Origin of the sequence: Salinivibrio sp. AR647, from assembly GCF_001995415.1 — a bacterium.
In the GTDB taxonomy this organism is placed as follows: Bacteria; Pseudomonadota; Gammaproteobacteria; order Enterobacterales; family Vibrionaceae; genus Salinivibrio; species Salinivibrio costicola.
In genome coordinates this window covers 50,858-68,366 of record NZ_MUFE01000014.1, presented here as the reverse complement: position 1 = coordinate 68,366, position 17,509 = coordinate 50,858, and the positions used below count along the sequence as shown (strand labels likewise).

General features: G+C 46.7%; 17 protein-coding genes and 1 other RNA gene. 9 read left to right on the top strand and 9 right to left on the bottom strand.

Features of this window, described 5'->3' with window-relative positions:
• Positions 1 to 267: 267 nt before the first annotated feature.
• Genes BZG76_RS14240 through BZG76_RS14230 form a run of 4 tightly spaced genes read right to left on the bottom strand, consistent with a single transcriptional unit; the run spans position 268 to position 3,349 of the window.
• Entirely contained in the window at positions 268 to 699 is a 432-nt protein-coding gene (locus tag BZG76_RS14240) for a type II secretion system protein (protein ID WP_158009999.1), read from the bottom strand.
• Between the two features lies 1 nt (position 700).
• Positions 701 to 2,131 carry a hypothetical protein gene (locus BZG76_RS15395; protein WP_158009998.1) on the bottom strand — a complete coding sequence of 477 codons (1,431 nt, stop codon included), beginning with the start codon at positions 2,129 to 2,131 and terminating at the stop codon, positions 701 to 703.
• Positions 2,128 to 2,778 (bottom strand): PulJ/GspJ family protein, encoded by a 651-nt coding sequence (locus BZG76_RS14235; RefSeq protein WP_077461840.1) that lies wholly within the window; start codon positions 2,776 to 2,778, stop codon positions 2,128 to 2,130. Before BZG76_RS14235 ends, BZG76_RS15395 begins: the two co-directional genes overlap by 4 nt.
• On the bottom strand, positions 2,765 to 3,349 hold the full coding sequence (locus tag BZG76_RS14230; protein ID WP_077461839.1) for a pilus assembly FimT family protein: 585 nt from the start codon (positions 3,347 to 3,349) through the stop codon (positions 2,765 to 2,767). The genes BZG76_RS14235 and BZG76_RS14230 overlap by 14 nt, the downstream gene beginning before the upstream one ends.
• 99 nt (positions 3,350 to 3,448) lie before the next feature.
• Between BZG76_RS14230 and BZG76_RS14225 the strand changes: the two genes are divergently transcribed.
• The gene (locus BZG76_RS14225; RefSeq protein ID WP_077461838.1) at positions 3,449 to 3,946 is read left to right on the top strand and encodes a type IV pilin protein; all 498 of its coding nucleotides are present in this window, start codon (positions 3,449 to 3,451) and stop codon (positions 3,944 to 3,946) included.
• Positions 3,947 to 3,995: 49 nt separating this feature from the next.
• Here BZG76_RS14225 and dnaJ read toward each other — a convergent pair whose 3' ends face one another.
• The 3 genes from dnaJ to grpE form a co-directional block, all read right to left on the bottom strand.
• Positions 3,996 to 5,147, bottom strand: a complete 1,152-nt coding sequence (gene dnaJ, locus BZG76_RS14220) for a molecular chaperone DnaJ (protein ID WP_021024339.1) — start codon at positions 5,145 to 5,147, stop codon at positions 3,996 to 3,998.
• Positions 5,148 to 5,266: 119 nt separating this feature from the next.
• A complete protein-coding gene (gene dnaK / locus BZG76_RS14215) occupies positions 5,267 to 7,189 on the bottom strand; it encodes a molecular chaperone DnaK (RefSeq protein WP_021024340.1) in 1,923 nt (640 codons plus the stop codon).
• A 226-nt stretch (positions 7,190 to 7,415) separates the two neighbouring features.
• Positions 7,416 to 8,060: a nucleotide exchange factor GrpE gene (gene grpE, locus BZG76_RS14210; protein WP_021024341.1), complete on the bottom strand. Its 645-nt coding sequence runs from the start codon at positions 8,058 to 8,060 to the stop codon at positions 7,416 to 7,418.
• Between the two features lie 171 nt (positions 8,061 to 8,231).
• Here grpE and nadK point away from each other — a divergent pair, with 171 nt between their 5' ends.
• From nadK to bamE, 3 genes are all read left to right on the top strand, one after another.
• Positions 8,232 to 9,113, top strand: coding sequence for an NAD(+) kinase (gene nadK, locus BZG76_RS14205; RefSeq protein WP_077461837.1), 882 nt, complete (start codon positions 8,232 to 8,234; stop codon positions 9,111 to 9,113).
• 192 nt (positions 9,114 to 9,305) lie between these two features.
• Positions 9,306 to 10,973 carry a DNA repair protein RecN gene (gene recN / locus BZG76_RS14200; protein WP_077461836.1) on the top strand — a complete coding sequence of 556 codons (1,668 nt, stop codon included), beginning with the start codon at positions 9,306 to 9,308 and terminating at the stop codon, positions 10,971 to 10,973.
• A gap of 242 nt (positions 10,974 to 11,215) precedes the next feature.
• Positions 11,216 to 11,572, top strand: coding sequence for an outer membrane protein assembly factor BamE (bamE, locus tag BZG76_RS14195; protein WP_021024344.1), 357 nt, complete (start codon positions 11,216 to 11,218; stop codon positions 11,570 to 11,572).
• 98 nt (positions 11,573 to 11,670) lie between these two features.
• Here the strand turns inward: bamE and BZG76_RS14190 are convergent, their stop codons facing one another.
• A complete protein-coding gene (locus BZG76_RS14190) occupies positions 11,671 to 12,018 on the bottom strand; it encodes an RnfH family protein (RefSeq protein WP_021024345.1) in 348 nt (115 codons plus the stop codon).
• Positions 12,011 to 12,442, bottom strand: coding sequence for an SRPBCC family protein (locus tag BZG76_RS14185; RefSeq protein WP_021024346.1), 432 nt, complete (start codon positions 12,440 to 12,442; stop codon positions 12,011 to 12,013). The genes BZG76_RS14190 and BZG76_RS14185 overlap by 8 nt, the downstream gene beginning before the upstream one ends.
• A gap of 154 nt (positions 12,443 to 12,596) precedes the next feature.
• Between BZG76_RS14185 and smpB the strand changes: the two genes are divergently transcribed.
• The 5 genes from smpB to BZG76_RS14160 all read left to right on the top strand — a co-directional run bounded on the left by smpB (position 12,597) and on the right by BZG76_RS14160 (position 17,449).
• Positions 12,597 to 13,082 carry an SsrA-binding protein SmpB gene (gene smpB, locus BZG76_RS14180; protein ID WP_077461835.1) on the top strand — a complete coding sequence of 162 codons (486 nt, stop codon included), beginning with the start codon at positions 12,597 to 12,599 and terminating at the stop codon, positions 13,080 to 13,082.
• 46 nt (positions 13,083 to 13,128) lie between these two features.
• Positions 13,129 to 13,495, top strand: a transfer-messenger RNA (tmRNA) gene (ssrA, locus tag BZG76_RS14175).
• A gap of 195 nt (positions 13,496 to 13,690) precedes the next feature.
• Positions 13,691 to 14,929 carry a DUF1611 domain-containing protein gene (locus BZG76_RS14170; RefSeq protein WP_077461834.1) on the top strand — a complete coding sequence of 413 codons (1,239 nt, stop codon included), beginning with the start codon at positions 13,691 to 13,693 and terminating at the stop codon, positions 14,927 to 14,929.
• Between the two features lie 151 nt (positions 14,930 to 15,080).
• Positions 15,081 to 15,977, top strand: a complete 897-nt coding sequence (locus BZG76_RS14165) for an alanine racemase (RefSeq protein ID WP_108743687.1) — start codon at positions 15,081 to 15,083, stop codon at positions 15,975 to 15,977.
• A 566-nt stretch (positions 15,978 to 16,543) separates the two neighbouring features.
• On the top strand, positions 16,544 to 17,449 hold the full coding sequence (locus BZG76_RS14160; RefSeq protein WP_077461833.1) for a hypothetical protein: 906 nt from the start codon (positions 16,544 to 16,546) through the stop codon (positions 17,447 to 17,449).
• Positions 17,450 to 17,509 lie beyond the last annotated feature (60 nt).

Genomic DNA, 17,509 nt, shown 5'->3' with positions numbered 1-17,509 from the left:
CCCACACAGATTGCATAGGTCAAATTGTTAAAGAGCGCCGCTCATCGTTGAGCGGGAGTGGCATAATACGCCACTTTGGCATTGAGTCAAGCATTTTGTTTTGCTTGTCTGTATTGCCGTTGTTAGCTCGGCTTGCCGTGCCAACGAGAGCGCATTATAGAGAGGTAATTTTTTGGCGCAAGGGGTTTTTGATAAAAACAGCACAAGCGATTAAAAACCAATCAAACGGGTGGTAACTCACTCGTTTGCGGCGCTCATAGACGCTTATTACATACCTTGGTGTCGAAGCGTTGACCCTGTGAAGTAAAATCTCAGCGTCTGTGCCTTATTTCGGTCATCTTGCCAGCGAACTTCTAATACGAGTGTTTTCGCATAAACACCGCCATCATCGGTGAGCACATTTTTAATCTCAGTCACTGCCAGTTGGTAACCAGTATCTTCAGTATCTATCAAGCATCTTGCTAAACGGCTCAACCTCATGACTGCAGTATGGCTTGCACTGCAGGGCGTATCCGTGTTCATTAAACGCCAATGCGCCAGTTGGTTACTAGCAACATGCATAGCCCCTTCTGCCAAGCGCGCATTGTGTTGCTTAGCTTGAATATCGACAGTGAGTGTATAAATACCTGCGCCCGTTACCGCTACTAACACTAACGCAATCAATATTTCGATAAAGGAAAAACCTCGCGCTCGCAACATGCTATCCCTCATCATAAGGCGGTTTGATGTCATGATAGCTATTACCGACTGGACGCCACTGCTTAAGACCTTTAAAACTCTGCTGTACCGTTTCATCACTATAGGTTGGTTGAAATGAACCATACACCACGGAATGGCCATCCGGCACATCAGTAATAAATGCGCCTTTGGTGATGAAACTACCGTGAAACCAAAAAGGGACACGGCTTGCTTGATCAGGATTGCTGACAGTTGATGTGATCATTTCGCAAAGTTCTTGGATATTACTATCGTCGTGAGAGCAAGACATCCCGCCAGATTCGGAGATGGTCATCCCCCATTGCTCAGCAAATTCTCTCGCATTCAGATTATCGGTGTTAAACTGATATACCACTCCTTTAAAGGGTTTAATCGCACCACGCAGCGCCACAATGCCATCTTGCACAACCAGTAAAATCGGAGGTTCACTTGGTAACGCCTTTAAACCCTCTCGGCTTAGATCACAAGGCCCATCCACCCAGACTTTTGCATTCGCTCTCTCTCTGTGTTTACTGCTAGCGACTGCATTCAATAGAGTTTCATAACATAACGACGGATCATCTTGGGTATTAACAACAAAACCGCCTTGTCGCTCAAATTGCTCTCTGACTGTTTCCCACTGCGCGCGAGGGACACCAAAGTAATCGTTGAACAAGTCCATATTCTCAACGTTGGTTTGCACATCTTTTTTTAGTCGCGCGCCGGTTTCATCGCGACTATCTGCCACTGTGTAGTCGCTAACCTCCGTTTTATATTCGGGGGCGCACTCATCGCTACCATCTAAGCGAACGGTAAATCTGTTTTGACTTTTTTCCTCTTCATTCTTTGAGCTCTCTGAGCTCTCTGAACTCTTTGACTGATTCTCACCGAGCGTGCGCGGACGAATCATGACATCGCCCCCCGCCATAATTGAATGGCATTCATATAAACCATCCTCTCGCTTTTTTCCTTTTACCGGTCGCCATGTATTGCCACCGTAAAACGCGGCGGATCCAGAAGTGACAAACGAACTCCTTCGCGCGCCGGTGGCTTTTGCCAGAGTCACCCCGACTTGTTGCTGTGCATGAGTCGCGTAAAGATGCCACATTCCGCGCTCACTGTTTTGCCATGGTGCCAACCATAATTGACTTTGCGCGACGTTTTGACAGGGAGAAAGTTGTTCTAGTGCTTTGGCGATATCATTGTTGGATAACTCAATGCCATCATGTTGAATTTTAGCCACCGCACAGTCGAGAGCGGCCCAAGCTTTAGAAAGTGATTGCTCGGTTTTGACTCTCGCTTGCGTCTGTTGGATATCATTAACCGCACGTCGACTGACTCCTAACACAATGAGAAGTGCAATCAGTGCAACACTCGCAACCACCGCAAGCGTTGCTATGCCTTGGTCGTACTTATGTTTTCTGATGTATTTCATGGTGAAACAACCGTATTAGCTAAAACCAAGGTTCTCGACACTTGTTCACTTTCGCTAGGTTGACGTTTTAATGAGGCGGAGAGTTCGATAGTTAACGCGGTAATACGTCGCCCTGTCTCCGTCCGCGTCTCATCACGAGAAAAGGCTAAATGCGTTACCTTCAATACTCGGGATGAAATATCTCGCCAGTACCCTGACTCACATGACCAATTTTTGGTGTCTTGGTGATTTTCATAAGCCTCTATCGCCTGTGATTCGGCATCGAAACGAAATCCTTTGGCATCGTCTTTATCAATAGTTTGCGTGGAGTGAGTACGCCCTTGTTGGTACGCAAATCGCAAACATTGCCCGCTAGATTGCTCAGGCACTTCATCAATTAACACAATGTGCGCCTCATCTCCGCTTTTAAACACGTAAGGGGAAGTCCTGCCGCATTGATAACAGAGGGCTGCACGGCGAATATCCGCCTCCATAAAGGAAAGAAGGCGACTCATTTCTAAAGACAAAAACGTTTTATTATCCAGACGCGTTTGTGTCGCCGTCGCTGTTGTCATCACCGCCAGTGCCGCGATGGTGACTATCATACTCACCGTCAGCCCCACTAAGAGTTCAACCAATGAATGGCCTTTACAGTTAGCTGCACGCACTGGCTACCTCCCGCCACGGACAAACATCAAAGCCAAGGTACTGGCGGACGGTGACAATGTAATCCGGTGTGCTGGCAAGATCGTGGCTTAGACCAAGCGTGAGATTATGACTGGGTCGCTGTGTGCGAAAATCGATAGTAAATAGATCCCCGTCAGGCAATAACACCCACTCCTCACTCACTTTCTTTTTTAATTGAATTGCTTTAGGTAGCCTTACCATAGCTGATGCGGTTTGTTGACACGATATTTTAGCCATCGCGCCCGTTCTACTCACACTGTTCGCTTTTTCGTTGACCGGTTGAGCAATAATGCATTGCGTATTTTCGTCTTGATGCAAAATAAGACGATATGCTTGGCTCTGATTGATCGCACGACTTTGAGTCAGTTGGAATAAGCTTGCCAGCTCTGCACTGCGACTGGCCATCACGGCCACTTGGCGTGAATAGGTAAAGCTAGGAAATGCGATGGCACAAATAACCGCTAACACACTCAATACAATCAATAATTCAATCAATGTTACGCCATGTTGCTGTAGCCTACTTGGCGTGAATTGGGTACGGTGAAAACGCATACTGCCTCCCAAGATCGCCGCCTGCCGATTGAGCGCAGACTACCACTCTCATAAGCTCTGTATGCGTTTGGTGATTGAGTCTTCGAGGGGCACGTAGAAATGCGTTTATATTTTTGTCGCTATTTACAACATGGCGTGACACTGATCGAAATGATGCTTGTACTGGCCATCATCGCAACACTTGCAGGGATTGCCATCCCCAGCTATGCCGAGCACCAACAACGACAGACGCGGCAAGCGGCGACTCGACATTTAATTCAGTTACAAGCGTGGGTAGAGCAGCAATTTACGATGGCTGAGCAATATCCGTCGGTATCAGATGTCGCTAAGTTAGAAGAGGCGCTATGTGCGGATTGTCAGCTCTCACCGGATTATCGGTTCGAAATCCAAGGTGGGAAGGCAGCCTATAAGATCCTTGCTCACCCTCGAACAAGTTCCCCCAAAATCGATGACGCATGTGCTACCTTGGTCCTCCATGCGAACGGACTGATAACGTCGACCTCATCAAATGCATCTTGTCCTTTACCGCATGTTCGATCAACAAATACGTTTTCGTCAGGCATAAAAAAAGCCAGCACAGAGCTGGCCTTTCTATGATGACTGAGGATTCAATACTGGCTACCCCGTATGCACGAGGCCCAGTTGCTTATCCGGTTAAATCATCAAAAAACTTTTTGACACCGTCAAAGAAGCCCTCTGATTTTGGCTTGTGTTTTTTCGCTTCAGTGCCACTAAAAGACTCTTCTAGCTCTTGTAGAAGCTCTTTTTGACGGCTGCTTAAGTTCACTGGCGTTTCGACAACCATCTTACAGATCAGGTCACCCATACCGCCGCCACGAACAGACTGCACCCCTTTACCGCGCATACGGAACATGCGTCCTGTTTGCGTTTCTGCTGGCACTTTTAAGCTTACACGGCCATCAAGGGTAGGCACTTCAACCTCGCCACCTAGCGCGGCCATGGTGAAACTCACCGGTACTTCACAATACAAGTTGTTGCCATCTCGGGTGAAAATGTGGTGTTCACGAACGTGTACTTGAACGTATAAGTCGCCCGCTGGCGCACCATTTTCTCCCGCTTCACCTTCACTTGATAAGCGAATACGATCGCCTGTATCAACCCCTGCTGGGATTTTCACATTCAAGTGCTTGGTCTCTTTGACGCGACCTTGACCGTGGCAGCTATTACAAGGGTCTTTGATAATGGTACCGCTGCCGTGACACGTTGGGCAGGCCTGCTGAACCGCAAAGAAACCTTGGCGCATTTGTACTTGGCCAATACCGTTACAGGTCCCACAGGTTTGCTTCTTAGTCCCCGGTTTCGCACCACTACCATCACACGTCGAACAGCCGACATAGGTGGGCACTTCGATCTCTTTGCTGACGCCACGGACCGCTTCTTCAAGCGTTAGCTCCATGTTGTAGCGTAAATCGGCACCACGTTGTGCGCGTTGCTGACCACCGCGACGACCTCCGCCGAATATATCGCCGAATACGTCACCAAAAATATCGCTAAAGTCAGCACCACCGCCGCCAAAGCCGCCACCGCCGAAGCCGCCGCCTCCCATGCCACCTTGTTCAAAGGCTGCATGACCATATTGGTCGTAGGCTGCACGTTTTTGCGGATCGGTCAGTATTTCGTATGCCAACTTCACTTCTTTAAATTTTTCGTCGGCATCATCGCCTTTATTGCGGTCTGGGTGATACTTCATCGCCAGCCGCTTATAGGCCTTTTTAATATCGCGCTCGCTTGCATCGCGGCTTAAGCCGAGCACTTCATATAAATCTCTTTTAGACATGGTCTGACTGCACCTGTTTACGTCAACAAAACAAAGACGTTCAAATCACTGTTTGATAAAACGACGGGCGAAGGAGATCGCTCCCCTACGCCCGTGCTTATTAACGACAGTGCTTTCGCTTATTTCTTGTCGTCGTCTTTAACTTCTTCGAACTCAGCATCAACAACGTCGTCGTCTTGTTTTGCTGAATCGGCACCGGCGTCTTGCTGCGCCTGCTCATTTTGAGCTTGCTGCTGGGCAATTTCCATCAGTTTTGATGAAGCCGCAACCAGTGCTTGAACCTTCGCATCGATGTCTTCTTTATCTTCACCGTTGCGTGCGGTTTCCAGCTCAGAGATAGCTGTTTCGATCTTCTCTTTGTCTTCAGCAGGCAATTTGTCACCCGCTTCGTCCATTTGCTTGCGTGTACCATGAATGAGCTGATCAGCTTGGTTACGGGCAGTGACTAACTCTTCGAACTTTTTGTCCGCTTCTTTGTTAGCTTCTGCTTCTTGTACCATTTTCTCAACGTCTTCATCACTTAGGCCACCAGACGCTTGGATGGTGATCTTCTGCTCTTGACCGGTTTGCTTATCAGCCGCAGACACGTTCAAGATACCATCCGCGTTCAAGTCGAAAGTCACTTCAATTTGTGGCGTGCCACGTGGCGCTGGCTGAATACCTTCTAGGTTAAACTGACCCAGTGATTTGTTATGCATGGCTTGCTTACGCTCACCTTGGATCACATGAATCGTTACCGCGCTTTGATTGTCTTCAGCGGTTGAGAACACTTGATTCGCCTTAGTTGGAATTGTCGTGTTTTTCTCAATCAGCTTGGTCATCACACCGCCCATGGTTTCGATACCTAGCGATAGTGGCGTAACGTCAAGCAGTAGTACGTCTTTAACATCGCCAGACAGTACACCACCCTGTGCAGCCGCACCCATTGCAACCGCTTCATCCGGGTTCACGTCCTTACGTGCATCCTTACCGAAGTACTCTGCAACTTTTGACTGAACCATAGGCATGCGGGTTTGACCACCGACCAAGATAACATCCGTGATTTCATCAACAGACAGCTCGGCGTCAGCCAGGGCCACTTTCATTGGTTCGAGTGAACGTTGAACCAGATCTTCAACCAGTGATTCCAGCTTGGCACGAGTAATCTTGATGTTCATGTGCTTAGGACCGGTTGCGTCCGCAGTCACATAAGGCAAGTTCACGTCTGTTTGCTGCGCAGAAGACAGTTCAATCTTCGCTTTCTCAGCCGCTTCTTTGACACGCTGCATCGCGAGCGGGTCTTGACGCAGATCGATGCCTTGCTCTTTCTTAAATTCGTCGACCAAGTAGGTGATCAAACGGTTATCGAAGTCTTCACCACCCAAGTGGGTGTCACCGTTGGTTGCCAGTACTTCGAAGGTTTGCTCACCATCGACTTCATCAATTTCGATGATAGAGATATCGAACGTACCACCACCTAGGTCATAAACCGCGATAGTGCGATCGCCACCTTTCTTATCAAGGCCGTAAGCCAATGCTGCCGCTGTAGGCTCGTTGATAATACGTTTAACTTCTAGTCCCGCAATACGACCAGCATCCTTAGTCGCTTGACGCTGAGAGTCATTAAAGTAAGCAGGAACAGTGATTACCGCGCCAGTCACTTCTTCGCCGAGGAAGTCTTCAGCGGTTTTCTTCATTTTCTTCAACACTTCAGCTGACACTTGTGGCGCGGCCATTTTTTGGCCTTTCGCTTCAACCCAAGCATCACCGTTATCTGCCTTCACAATTTTGAAAGGCATGATACTGATGTCACGCTGTACTTCTTCATCTTCGAAGCGGCGACCGATCAGACGCTTAATCGCGTATAGGGTGTTTTCTGGGTTTGTCACTGCCTGGCGCTTCGCAGGCTGGCCGACAAGTGTTTCACCATCTTGTGTGTAAGCGATAACGGATGGCGTTGTACGATCACCTTCTGCGTTTTCAATTACGCGCGTTTTTTCACCGTCTAGTACGGCGACACATGAGTTGGTTGTACCCAAGTCAATACCAATGATTTTACCCATCTGGTGCTCTCCGAAATTCGTTCTGTGGCTGTAGTTCGTTACCCTTTATGTGGGGGTAACTGTGAGAGGTTCAACCCCCTCACCGCAAATTTTTATTTGTTGCTGCCGTTTAAATAAGGGCAGCACGACACTTTTCAAGGGCTAGCAGCAAAAAAATCCGTGTTCGTCACTCACGTATCACAAGCGGAGTAACAAATTAACTATTGATGCTATGCCCTTATTAAAATCACGCTTTTTCGTCGACGTTGCCTTGTGCGGCTTTCGATACCATCACCATCGCTGGACGTACCACGCGACCATTTAACTCATAGCCTTTTTGCATCACCATCATTACGGTGTTTGGCTCATGCTCAGTGCTTTCTTGGATCGTCATCGCTTGGTGAAGCTCAGGGTTAAAAGGTTGGCCTTGTGGGTCAATCGCTTTCAAACCAAACTTATCAATGGTATCCATCATGGTTTTTAGCGTCAGCTCTACCCCTTCAACCATGGGCTTGATCGATTCATCTTCCTTATCCGCCATCTCGACAGCACGCTCAAGGTTGTCGATAACTGGCAGCAACTCACTGGCAAACTTCTCCAGTGCAAACTTTCGCGCTTTCTCTACTTCTTGCTCTGAGCGACGACGCATATTGTCTACGTCAGCACGGGCACGAAGCACACTGTCTTGTTGCTCTTGCACTTTGGCTTCACTGGCTTCAAGTGCTGCTTCTAACTCTGTAATGCGTGCAATCATGGCTTCGGTTTCCTCTTGCTCAATGTCTGCACTACCGCTTGCCTGTTGCTCAACCGTCTGCTCTGCATCTTTGCCTTCAGCAGCTTGCGCATCTTTCATCGCTTCTTGCTCTTGCTTAACTTTCTGTTCTTCGCTCATGATCACTCCGACACAAATGGCATTGCCCAGCGCGCACTGGGACTGTTTAACTTGATTGTGGAAGTATTATGGGGATGAATCTTTATGATTCAACCGCCCACATAACGCAAATCACGACAATCCTTTTTTTACCGCGTTATACTGGGCACAAATAACGATGGGATCCTGATTATGTCGACACCATTCCAGCGCATTGCTTTAATTGGTAAACCTCGCAACCCAGACGCGGTGAATACACACATCGGCCTTTATCATTGGCTCACCGAGCGCGGTTACGAGGTGTGCATTGATACACGCTTGAGTACCAATTTAGGGCTACCCGACGCGCACTATCTGGATTTGGTTAATATTGGTCAGCACGCTGATCTCGCGATCGTTATCGGTGGCGACGGTAATATGCTCGGCGCCGCCCGCGTACTGTCACGAAGCGATATAAAAGTGATTGGTGTAAACCGCGGTAATTTAGGCTTTTTGACTGACCTGGATCCCGATGCCTTTGAAAATGCCCTAGATGCCGTTTTGAGTGGCGACTACATGGAAGAAGACCGCTTTTTGCTTGAGACAGAGATCCATCGTCACGATCAGGTTAAAAGCCATAATGCTTCGCTCAACGAGGCCGTTTTACACCCAGGGCAAGTGGCTCACATGATTGAGTTTGAGGTCTATATTAACGAGCATTTCGCCTTTTCGCAGCGCTCAGATGGGATCATTATTTCAACGCCGACGGGATCAACAGCCTATAGCTTATCAGGTGGCGGCCCCATCTTATCCCCCAGCCTCAACGCTATTTCTTTAGTCCCTATGTTCCCCCATACCCTATCAAGCCGGCCTTTGGTGGTAGATGGTAATCGCCGGATTAAATTATTAGTGTCTCCCGATAACCGCGGCACACTGGAAGTCAGTTGTGATGGGCAAGTTTCTTTGCCAGTGAATCCGGGCGATGAGGTCCATATTTACAAAAGCCCCGCCACACTCAAACTCATTCACCCCAAAGACTATAATTATTACAATACGTTACGTAAAAAGCTGGGTTGGTCTTCAAAGCTGTTCTGACGCGGCTGTTTTTTCATATCAACGTTATTTTCCTTCTTCCTGTTGGTATGCAAAACAGGCCAGCCACTTTTTGTCCATTTTTTGTGCGCCTCATCCCATTCACAATAATTCTCACTGAACAGTATTCACTGGATGAAAAAACAGTATATACTGTATCTATACACAGTTGTTGATAGATACAGGTGTTTTCCTATGTTAGCCGATATAACCATTCAAAACTTTGCCATCGTTAAATCCTTGGAGTTGGAGTTTAGTAAAGGCATGACGGCGATAACCGGTGAGACCGGGGCAGGTAAATCTATTTCTATTGATGCGCTAGGCTTATGCTTAGGTGACCGCGCCGATGCCAATATGGTGCGCCCAGGGGAAAAGCGCGCTGAAATATCGACCAGCTTCACCTTGGAACAAAACAGTGCGGCGCGACGCTGGTTACAAGATAACGAATTAGAAGACGGTGACGATTGTATTTTAAGACGCGTAATCACTAAAGAAGGGCGGTCACGCGCTTATATCAATGGCAATCCGGTTCCTGCTTCTCAGCAAAAAGCACTTGGGCAACTTTTGATCAACATTCACGGTCAACATGCACATCAACAACTGTTACGCCCTGAGCACCAAATTACGTTGCTTGACCAATATGCGGGTCATCAATCGTTGATCGATAAAATGGCAACGCGCTATCAACGTTGGCGTCGCACAAAAAATGAGCTAAAAGCACTGATAAAGAAAAAGGACGATATTGAGGCGCAACAACAGCTGCTTGAGTATCAAGTGGGCGAACTCAATGAACTTGCGCTTGGTGAAGACGAATATCAGCAAATTGAAGAAGAGCATAAACGCTTATCCAACAGTGGTGATATCGCGATGACAAGCCAAGCAGTGGTTGATCTGCTCTGCGATGGCGAAGAAAGCAATACACTTGGCCTACTAACTGCTGCGCAACAACGTTTGAATGAATTAGCGACACTAGACAATCACTTCTCTCCACTGGCTGAAATGCTCGAAGAAGCTAGAATTCAAACTCAAGAAACCAGTCAGGAGATCGCTCGTTATCTTGATCAACTCGACATGGATCCGCAGCGTTTACAATATTTAGATCAACGCATGGCTACCATTATGAGTTTGTCACGCAAACACCATGTTCAACCAGAGGTGCTGTATAGCACACATCAACAGTTGATAACGGAGCTAGAAAAACTCGCGCACAATGATGAGGCCATTGAGCAGCTTCAAGCCGAAGTCGACAAGCAATTCGCAGACTGTTTAGACACAGCAGAAAAGCTCAGTAAAAGCCGTCGTCGTTATGCCAAAGAGCTCAATAAACTCATTACCCAAAGCATGCATCAGCTCAGCATGGAACACGGCAGTTTTGAAATCCAAGTCGAAAATAAAGCACAGACCCACCTAAGTCCTCTAGGCGGCGATGCGGTCGCATTTTTGGTCTCGACCAACCCCGGCCAGCCTTTACAACCACTCGCAAAGGTCGCATCAGGTGGTGAGCTATCGCGGATCTCCCTCGCTATTCAAGTGATTACAGCACAAAAAGTGGAAACACCTAGCCTTATCTTTGACGAGGTTGATGTCGGTATTAGCGGGCCAACCGCCGCCATTGTGGGTCAATTATTACGTCAGCTTGGCGAATCGACCCAAGTTATGTGTGTCACCCATTTGCCACAAGTTGCCGGCTGTGGTCATCAACAAATGTTTGTCGCCAAAGAGACTGACCAAGGCACGACGACCACTCGCATGTACCCACTCGATTACCAGGCCCGTATTAATGAGCTGGCCCGTTTGCTTGGTGGCAGTGAAATTACCGAGCGTACTTTAGCGAATGCCGAAGATCTGCTCATTGCGGCTTAAAAAAACACAGCATTGATCACATGCTTGCTCGAGGGAAGTGTGCAACGTTCACTTTCCTCGGTTATTTCTTTTCCCATTGCGAACTTTTTCACGTTATGACCCTCCAAACGCTAGTCGTTGGCAGGTTTTTTACATATATTCTCTGCTTGTTTATACTCGACGCGCTWTGCACCGCAGGCACCGCTTGCAAAACGTACTGAGTGACGTGATTTGCCCTCAACGAGACAGTGAAGATATTAACTATGGGTTGGAAAAAAGCCGCCGTTGCCTCTCTAATGGCGATTGCCATTATGGGTTGCTCTTATGCCGAAAAACTGGTTTATCGTGTAGATATCAATCAAGGCAACTATATTGAAGAAAAGGCCGTAGACTCATTGAAGTTTGGCATGACGAAAGAGCAGGTCAAATTCCTTCTCGGCCCACCGATGTTGGTTGAGTCTGGCTACCCAAACACTTGGTACTTCGTACAGTGGCAACAGCCGGGCCACCAAGATCCAACGCAAAAAGATTTAGTGCTCTCGTTTGATGATAATAATCAATTAGTCAGCATGAGTGGTGACTATGAGCCGGGCGACCAGTTTTTTGAGGCTGTGCAATAAGCAGTGACAGCCATTGGCTCGTTAAAAGGCGCCGGATATCGGCGCCTTTACTGTGATTATTTATCGCTTGAGCAAGGCCAAGCATCGGTGTTCGACGGTTAGCGCTTACGCTTGGTATCAACCCGTCCACCTGTCACAGGATCGGCCTTGCCCTCTTGCTTCGCTCGTTCAGCTCGACGGCGGCGAATTTCCTTCGGATCAGCTTGGAGTGGCCGATAGATCTCAATCCGATCACCCTCTCTTACTTGCGCGTCAAGCTTCACCGGTCGGCTAAAAATACCCACTTTGTTGGTGGACAAATCAATGTCAGGGTACGCGCTCAATATACCCGACTGGCGGATAATCTCTTCAACACTTGTATCAGCCTTAACGACACAATTAAAGATGCGTTGCTCATTCGGTAGCGGATACACCACTTCCACATGCACCAGAGTCTCTTCACTCATAAATCGCTTTCGCTCGCTCTGTAAACGCTTTTACCATACTGCTGGTTAACTCACTAAAAATGCGCCCAAACGCTGCTTCCACCAGACGGTTAGTGAATTCAAACTCAAGGTTTAACTCTATCTTACACGCATCACTCGACAACGGCGTAAATTGCCACCCCCCACTTAAACGCTTAAACGGACCGTCAACTAAGGTCATATCAATACGCGCATTGTCGGTTAAGTAATTTTTTGTTGTAAACGTCTTCTTTATGCCCGCTTTGGCCACGTCCAGTGAAGCGACCATGGTTGAGTCTGTGTGCTCTATCAATCGAGTGCTCACACATCCGGGCAAAAACTCGGGGTACGCTTCAACATCGTTCACCAAGGCAAACATTTGCTCAGCACTGAACGGCACTAAAGCCGAGCGGATGATTTGCGGCATAGGGACTCCTTAAAGTTAACCGCGAGATAATACCACTGAGGTCGCCTTTCACCAATGTTAGCGGCTAGCATATCTAAGAAAGTCATGCGGTTTGTCTAACAGCATGCGATAATCCTTTCATTCTTCGACACATCGCCTTTATAATGCGCGGACTATGGCTAAGAAAAACGCAAAGAACAAAGCAAATAGCAACACCATTGCGCTGAATAAAAAAGCACGCTTTGAGTACTTTATTGAAGATGACTTCGAAGCGGGGCTAGAGCTGCAAGGTTGGGAAGTGAAAGCACTTCGATCGGGCAAAGCCAATATCAGCGAAAGCTATGTGTTGCTCAAAGACGGGGAAGCCTTTTTGTTCGGGGCAACGATCACCCCGCTGAATGTCGCCTCCACGCATGTGGTCGCTGATCCACAGCGCACCCGTAAGCTCTTGCTCAAACGGCGGGAGCTTGATACCTTACTGGGTAAGGTTAATCGAGACGGTTTCACCGTGGTGGCATTGTCTTTATACTGGAAAAAATCATTTGCTAAGCTCAAAATAGGCTTAGCGAAAGGTAAAAAATTACACGATAAACGTGATACCGCGAAAGACAGAGACTGGCAGCGTCAAAAATCCAGGATCATGAAACACTCAGCGCGGTAATCGTTGACGCGGCAGATCAATGTGTTAGACTCTGCCGCAACACTCTGGGGCTGATTCAGGATTCGACAGGATTGAGAAGGCCCGTGGAGCATGCCGAGGGGCGGTTGGCCTCGTAAAAAGCCGCAAAAAAATAGTCGCAAACGACGAAAACTACGCACTAGCAGCTTAATAACCTGCTGAGTGCCTATCCTCTCTAGCCTTCGCCTGTAGGACGGGGAATCAGGATAGTCAAAACCAAACAGGATCGCGTGGAGGCTTTGACCCAAGAGCTGAAGCGTTAAACATAAGTTGGGTATGTCTTTGTGTGGCGTGTTTGTCCGCAGCACTCTGACGAGACTAAAGACAAACTAAGCATGTAGCGCCATCGGTTAGACTGATTCTGGACGCGGGTTCAACTCCCGCCAGCTCCACCAATCGATTGGAAAAGACGCCTTAGGGCGTCTTTTTTATTGCCTAAAAACTCGTCCCTAAACAAATAACCCTTTGCCTTCTCAGAAACTGTGCTACTGTTTAGTTCTCTCCTACAGCTTAGTAGGAGCTCTTTTCTTTACTGGGCGAAAGACTCGGCAATCCTTAGCGGCCCTTCTAAGCCTAACCAGGCTTCAATAATGTCCGTATCACCAAAATCAGCACACACTCCAACTCGATTAGTAGCAGGTAAAACGTCGCACGAAGACGTCGATTTAGCATCACCAACGACTCGATTCGATAACCAAGAAACATTACTCGAGAGCCAAGAGAGGTTAATCGAGAGCCAAGGGGCATTAACCCCGACGGCAATTGTTTATTGTGAAGGTCATTTTGGTAAAATTGATGGGAAAACTGCCAATGGTCTTGTCCGACACTCTCAAAAATATCGTATTCTCTCCGTTATAGACAGCTCCCTTGCAAACAAAGACGCGGGCGACGTTCTCGACAAAACCAAAAATAACATCCCTATTTTCGCCGACCTCGAAGAGGCTTTACATCATGAGTCTACACGACCAGATTATTTTATTTTTGGTGTCGCGCCGTCCACAGGCTTACTGTCTGATTTAGATAAAAATGTCATCCTCGACGCCATGTCAAAACGGCTCAATATCGTTAATGGTTTACATGAATTTCTCAATGACGATGCCATTTTTGTTGATGCGAGCAAGAAGAACAACGTCCACATACTGGATATTCGCAAACCCAAGAAAAAAGAGGCGTTAAAAACATTTACTGGACAAGTCCATAGTGTGACCTGTCCCATTGTCGCTATTTTGGGAACAGATTGTGCGCTCGGGAAACGGACCACTACGACAATATTGGCTCAAGAGCTCAGAAAGCTAGGGTTAAACGTCGTCATGATCGCCACCGGACAAACCGGTATTATTCAGGGTGAACGTTATTGTGTGGCACTCGATGCTGTTCCTTCTCAATTTTGTGCTGGCGAATTAGAGGCCGTGATCGTCGATGCCTACACCCAAGAAAACCCAGATATTATTTTAGTGGAAGGCCAAGGTGCTCTGAGTCATCCAGCCTTTTCCACGAGCTCATTCATACTGCGAGGAAGTTGCCCGACCGCAGTTATCTTACAGCATGCACCGAAACGCCTGTATCGTGTCGATTTTCCCAACATGGCGATACCGACGCTCGCAAGCGAAATTAACCTGATCGAAACATTTTCCAATACGCATGTCATTGGGATCACTCTCAACCACGAGGGGATGTCGATGGGAGAGACTTTATCTTATATCAATGCGTATACACATGAACTTAAACTCCCGGTCACCGATCCCTTATCGCAACCGAAAGAGCAATTAGTACAGATCCTACTTTCAGCGTTCCCACTGCTAGAAGATAAAATTGAAGCAAAGCAGTGAGCTACCCAAAAATAGAACTCGATTGCGCTAAAATATCCCTCAACACCCAACGGCTGATTGAACAACTGACTTTAAAAGGCGTGACTGTCACTCCCGTGATCAAAAGCTGTTTGGGCCACCCTATAATACGCTCATTAATGCCGGCGCAACGATGCTCGCTGACTCAAGAGTAGATAATATAAAACGGATGAGAGAGGCAGGTGTCACGGTACCCACTCTATTAATACGTTCCCCGATGCTAAGCCAAATAGAGCGCGTCGTCATTGACTGCGATATCAGTCTGAATACTGAAATTGCCGTGATCCAAAAACTCTCTGACGCCGCTGGGCGATGTAATCGTATTCACCAGATCATCATTATGGTTGAGCTGGGAGATTTAAGAGAAGGTGCCATGCCCGACAACCTTATTAATCTGATCAACGATGTCATTAAACTGCCCAACATTACACTCAAAGGCATAGGTACGAATTTAACCTGCCGCTACGGTGTTGAGCCAGACGATATCAATATGCAGCTTTTATCGGATCTTGCTGAACACATCGAGACGACGTTTTCGATAAGGCTAGACATCATTTCGGGCGGTAACTCGGGCTCGATTAATTGGGTACTCGCCCATCAAGGCCAAACCCGTATTAACCATTTACGGCTTGGCGAAGCAATATTTTTAGGCCTAGTCCCAAAAAATCAGCCACAAATATCGGGCTTATCATCCACAGCGATCACATTAACAGCCGAGGTCATAGAGTCGAGCCAAAAACCCTCATATCCATGGGGAAAACGAGGCGTTAATGCCTTTGGTGAAACCATCAGCCTACAAAATAGAGGTCAGGTCAACCAGGCCATTCTTGCCTTAGGCCGACAGGATGTATGTATTGACGGATTACATCCTCCCAGCGGCATGACAATCGTTTCATCATGCAGTGATCATTTAATGGTTGAGACACCAGAAAAAATGCTAGCGGTCGGTGAAACCGTCACATTTGGGTTGGACTATAGTGCTTTTCTTTCAGCCATGACGTCCGAGTTTGTCGATAAAGTTTATCGATAGCCAACCATACGACAGTCTATCAACTTATAAGACCCTCAGAAAAAATGATTAATTATGCCAATAATTGTGTATTTAATCGTTATAAGCAAATTTAAAGTTAAAAAATATGCATAAAAAACCACTCCATATCCCTCTATCACTGTTAAACCTCCTATTTATCGAGTAATCGATTACTAAATATTTTATTACATAGCGAATACTACTCTTTTTTCATCTTTATTTAGCCGTTTATTCGACCTGAACAAAAGCTGAATGGTCATTGACTCGAATGAACAGATATAAAATAGAGCAAAAAACCTAACTGACTACTAACTCAATATTAACACTATTGTCATGGCACTGACGCATTGCTAGCATAAATCTACATTCGCACCTCAGTCACCACCACATTTCTTGTGGCGCTAATAATGTTGTGAATGCCAAGGAATAGGCTGTCGTCCGGTATTGAAAAGTATGGACAGATACCGTCACCAGAAAGTAATAGCCAAAAAATTAGCGCCTACTTTTTGGTGAATAATGATAAAGCGGCAGTGCTCGGTAACATATTAAAGAAGGGATACTTTAAAGTGAGCAATACAATCCAAAAAACAGCGCTCGCCGCTGCCATGGCTCTTGCCAGCACAACAAGCTTTGCCGGTGAATTAGGTTCACTGACCAGTGAAGTCAAAGTCAACGACTATGAAAAAGGCCTGACAAAAACAGAAGTCACGATAGGTAAGGGTTCTTACAAATTAAGCGATGATGTCAGCTTTCTTTTTGATGTCGATAAAGATTTTATTGATAGTGAGGGAGCGGCGAGAAAAGAAGGGTGGGACACCCAGTTTGGTTTGGCCCAAGGCATAGGAACTATAGGGGATTTTAATACAACTATGTATTATTTATTCCGCTATGATGCCTCATGGAAAGCTAGCGATGAGTCCGATAGTTCGGATAAAAAGCAGTACATCATTGCCCCATACTTGAGTAAAGACATCTCCCTTGGTGGCAAAGATTTCTCCTTTGGTATCGAGCTGTGGGCACAATTGGGTAACAACAATGATGAGAGCCTAAAAAATATTAGTGGTGTGGAAACTAACTTCTATCTGTCAGGTGCTCTATCTGAAAACTGGAATCTAGAACTGGCTTGGTATAACTTCGATTACTATGATACGGATGAAGAAGAATACGATTACCAAATTGGTACTGAGAACTATTTAACTTATTCACTCCCGCTCGTCTCAGGTTTCTCATTTAATATTGAGAATTATGTAGAGGCTTACCACACACCAGATTCAGACACCACAATAGCCTATGCACATATCCAGCCTGAAATTGAGTTTAAAAAAGAAGTTAACGAAAACTTCTCTTGGCACGCAGGTGTTTCTTACGAAGCATTTAACTGGGAATTCAAAGATGCTAAAGGAAATAAAGGTGATAAAGATATCTTTGACAATAACGAGTTTCAAGCATACCTAGGTTTTACTATTCAATAATCGCACCACACTGCAGGCAAATTCACTGCCTTTTGCCTGCAGTGTTTAAACGGTAGCAAG

Excerpts from the sequence above, each read along its gene's own strand:
- BZG76_RS14240 (WP_158009999.1), bottom strand. The coding sequence starts at position 699 with ATGTTGCGAGCGCGAGGTTTTTCCTTTATCGAAATATTGATTGCGTTA.
- BZG76_RS15395 (WP_158009998.1), bottom strand. The coding sequence starts at position 2,131 with ATGAAATACATCAGAAAACATAAGTACGACCAAGGCATAGCAACGCTT.
- BZG76_RS14230 (WP_077461839.1), bottom strand. The coding sequence starts at position 3,349 with ATGCGTTTTCACCGTACCCAATTCACGCCAAGTAGGCTACAGCAACAT.
- BZG76_RS14225 (WP_077461838.1), top strand. The coding sequence starts at position 3,449 with ATGCGTTTATATTTTTGTCGCTATTTACAACATGGCGTGACACTGATC.
- dnaJ (WP_021024339.1), bottom strand. The coding sequence starts at position 5,147 with ATGTCTAAAAGAGATTTATATGAAGTGCTCGGCTTAAGCCGCGATGCA.
- dnaK (WP_021024340.1), bottom strand. The coding sequence starts at position 7,189 with ATGGGTAAAATCATTGGTATTGACTTGGGTACAACCAACTCATGTGTC.
- grpE (WP_021024341.1), bottom strand. The coding sequence starts at position 8,060 with ATGAGCGAAGAACAGAAAGTTAAGCAAGAGCAAGAAGCGATGAAAGAT.
- nadK (WP_077461837.1), top strand. The coding sequence starts at position 8,232 with ATGTCGACACCATTCCAGCGCATTGCTTTAATTGGTAAACCTCGCAAC.
- recN (WP_077461836.1), top strand. The coding sequence starts at position 9,306 with ATGTTAGCCGATATAACCATTCAAAACTTTGCCATCGTTAAATCCTTG.
- bamE (WP_021024344.1), top strand. The coding sequence starts at position 11,216 with ATGGGTTGGAAAAAAGCCGCCGTTGCCTCTCTAATGGCGATTGCCATT.
- BZG76_RS14190 (WP_021024345.1), bottom strand. The coding sequence starts at position 12,018 with ATGAGTGAAGAGACTCTGGTGCATGTGGAAGTGGTGTATCCGCTACCG.
- BZG76_RS14185 (WP_021024346.1), bottom strand. The coding sequence starts at position 12,442 with ATGCCGCAAATCATCCGCTCGGCTTTAGTGCCGTTCAGTGCTGAGCAA.
- smpB (WP_077461835.1), top strand. The coding sequence starts at position 12,597 with ATGGCTAAGAAAAACGCAAAGAACAAAGCAAATAGCAACACCATTGCG.
- BZG76_RS14170 (WP_077461834.1), top strand. The coding sequence starts at position 13,691 with ATGTCCGTATCACCAAAATCAGCACACACTCCAACTCGATTAGTAGCA.
- BZG76_RS14165 (WP_108743687.1), top strand. The coding sequence starts at position 15,081 with ATGCTCGCTGACTCAAGAGTAGATAATATAAAACGGATGAGAGAGGCA.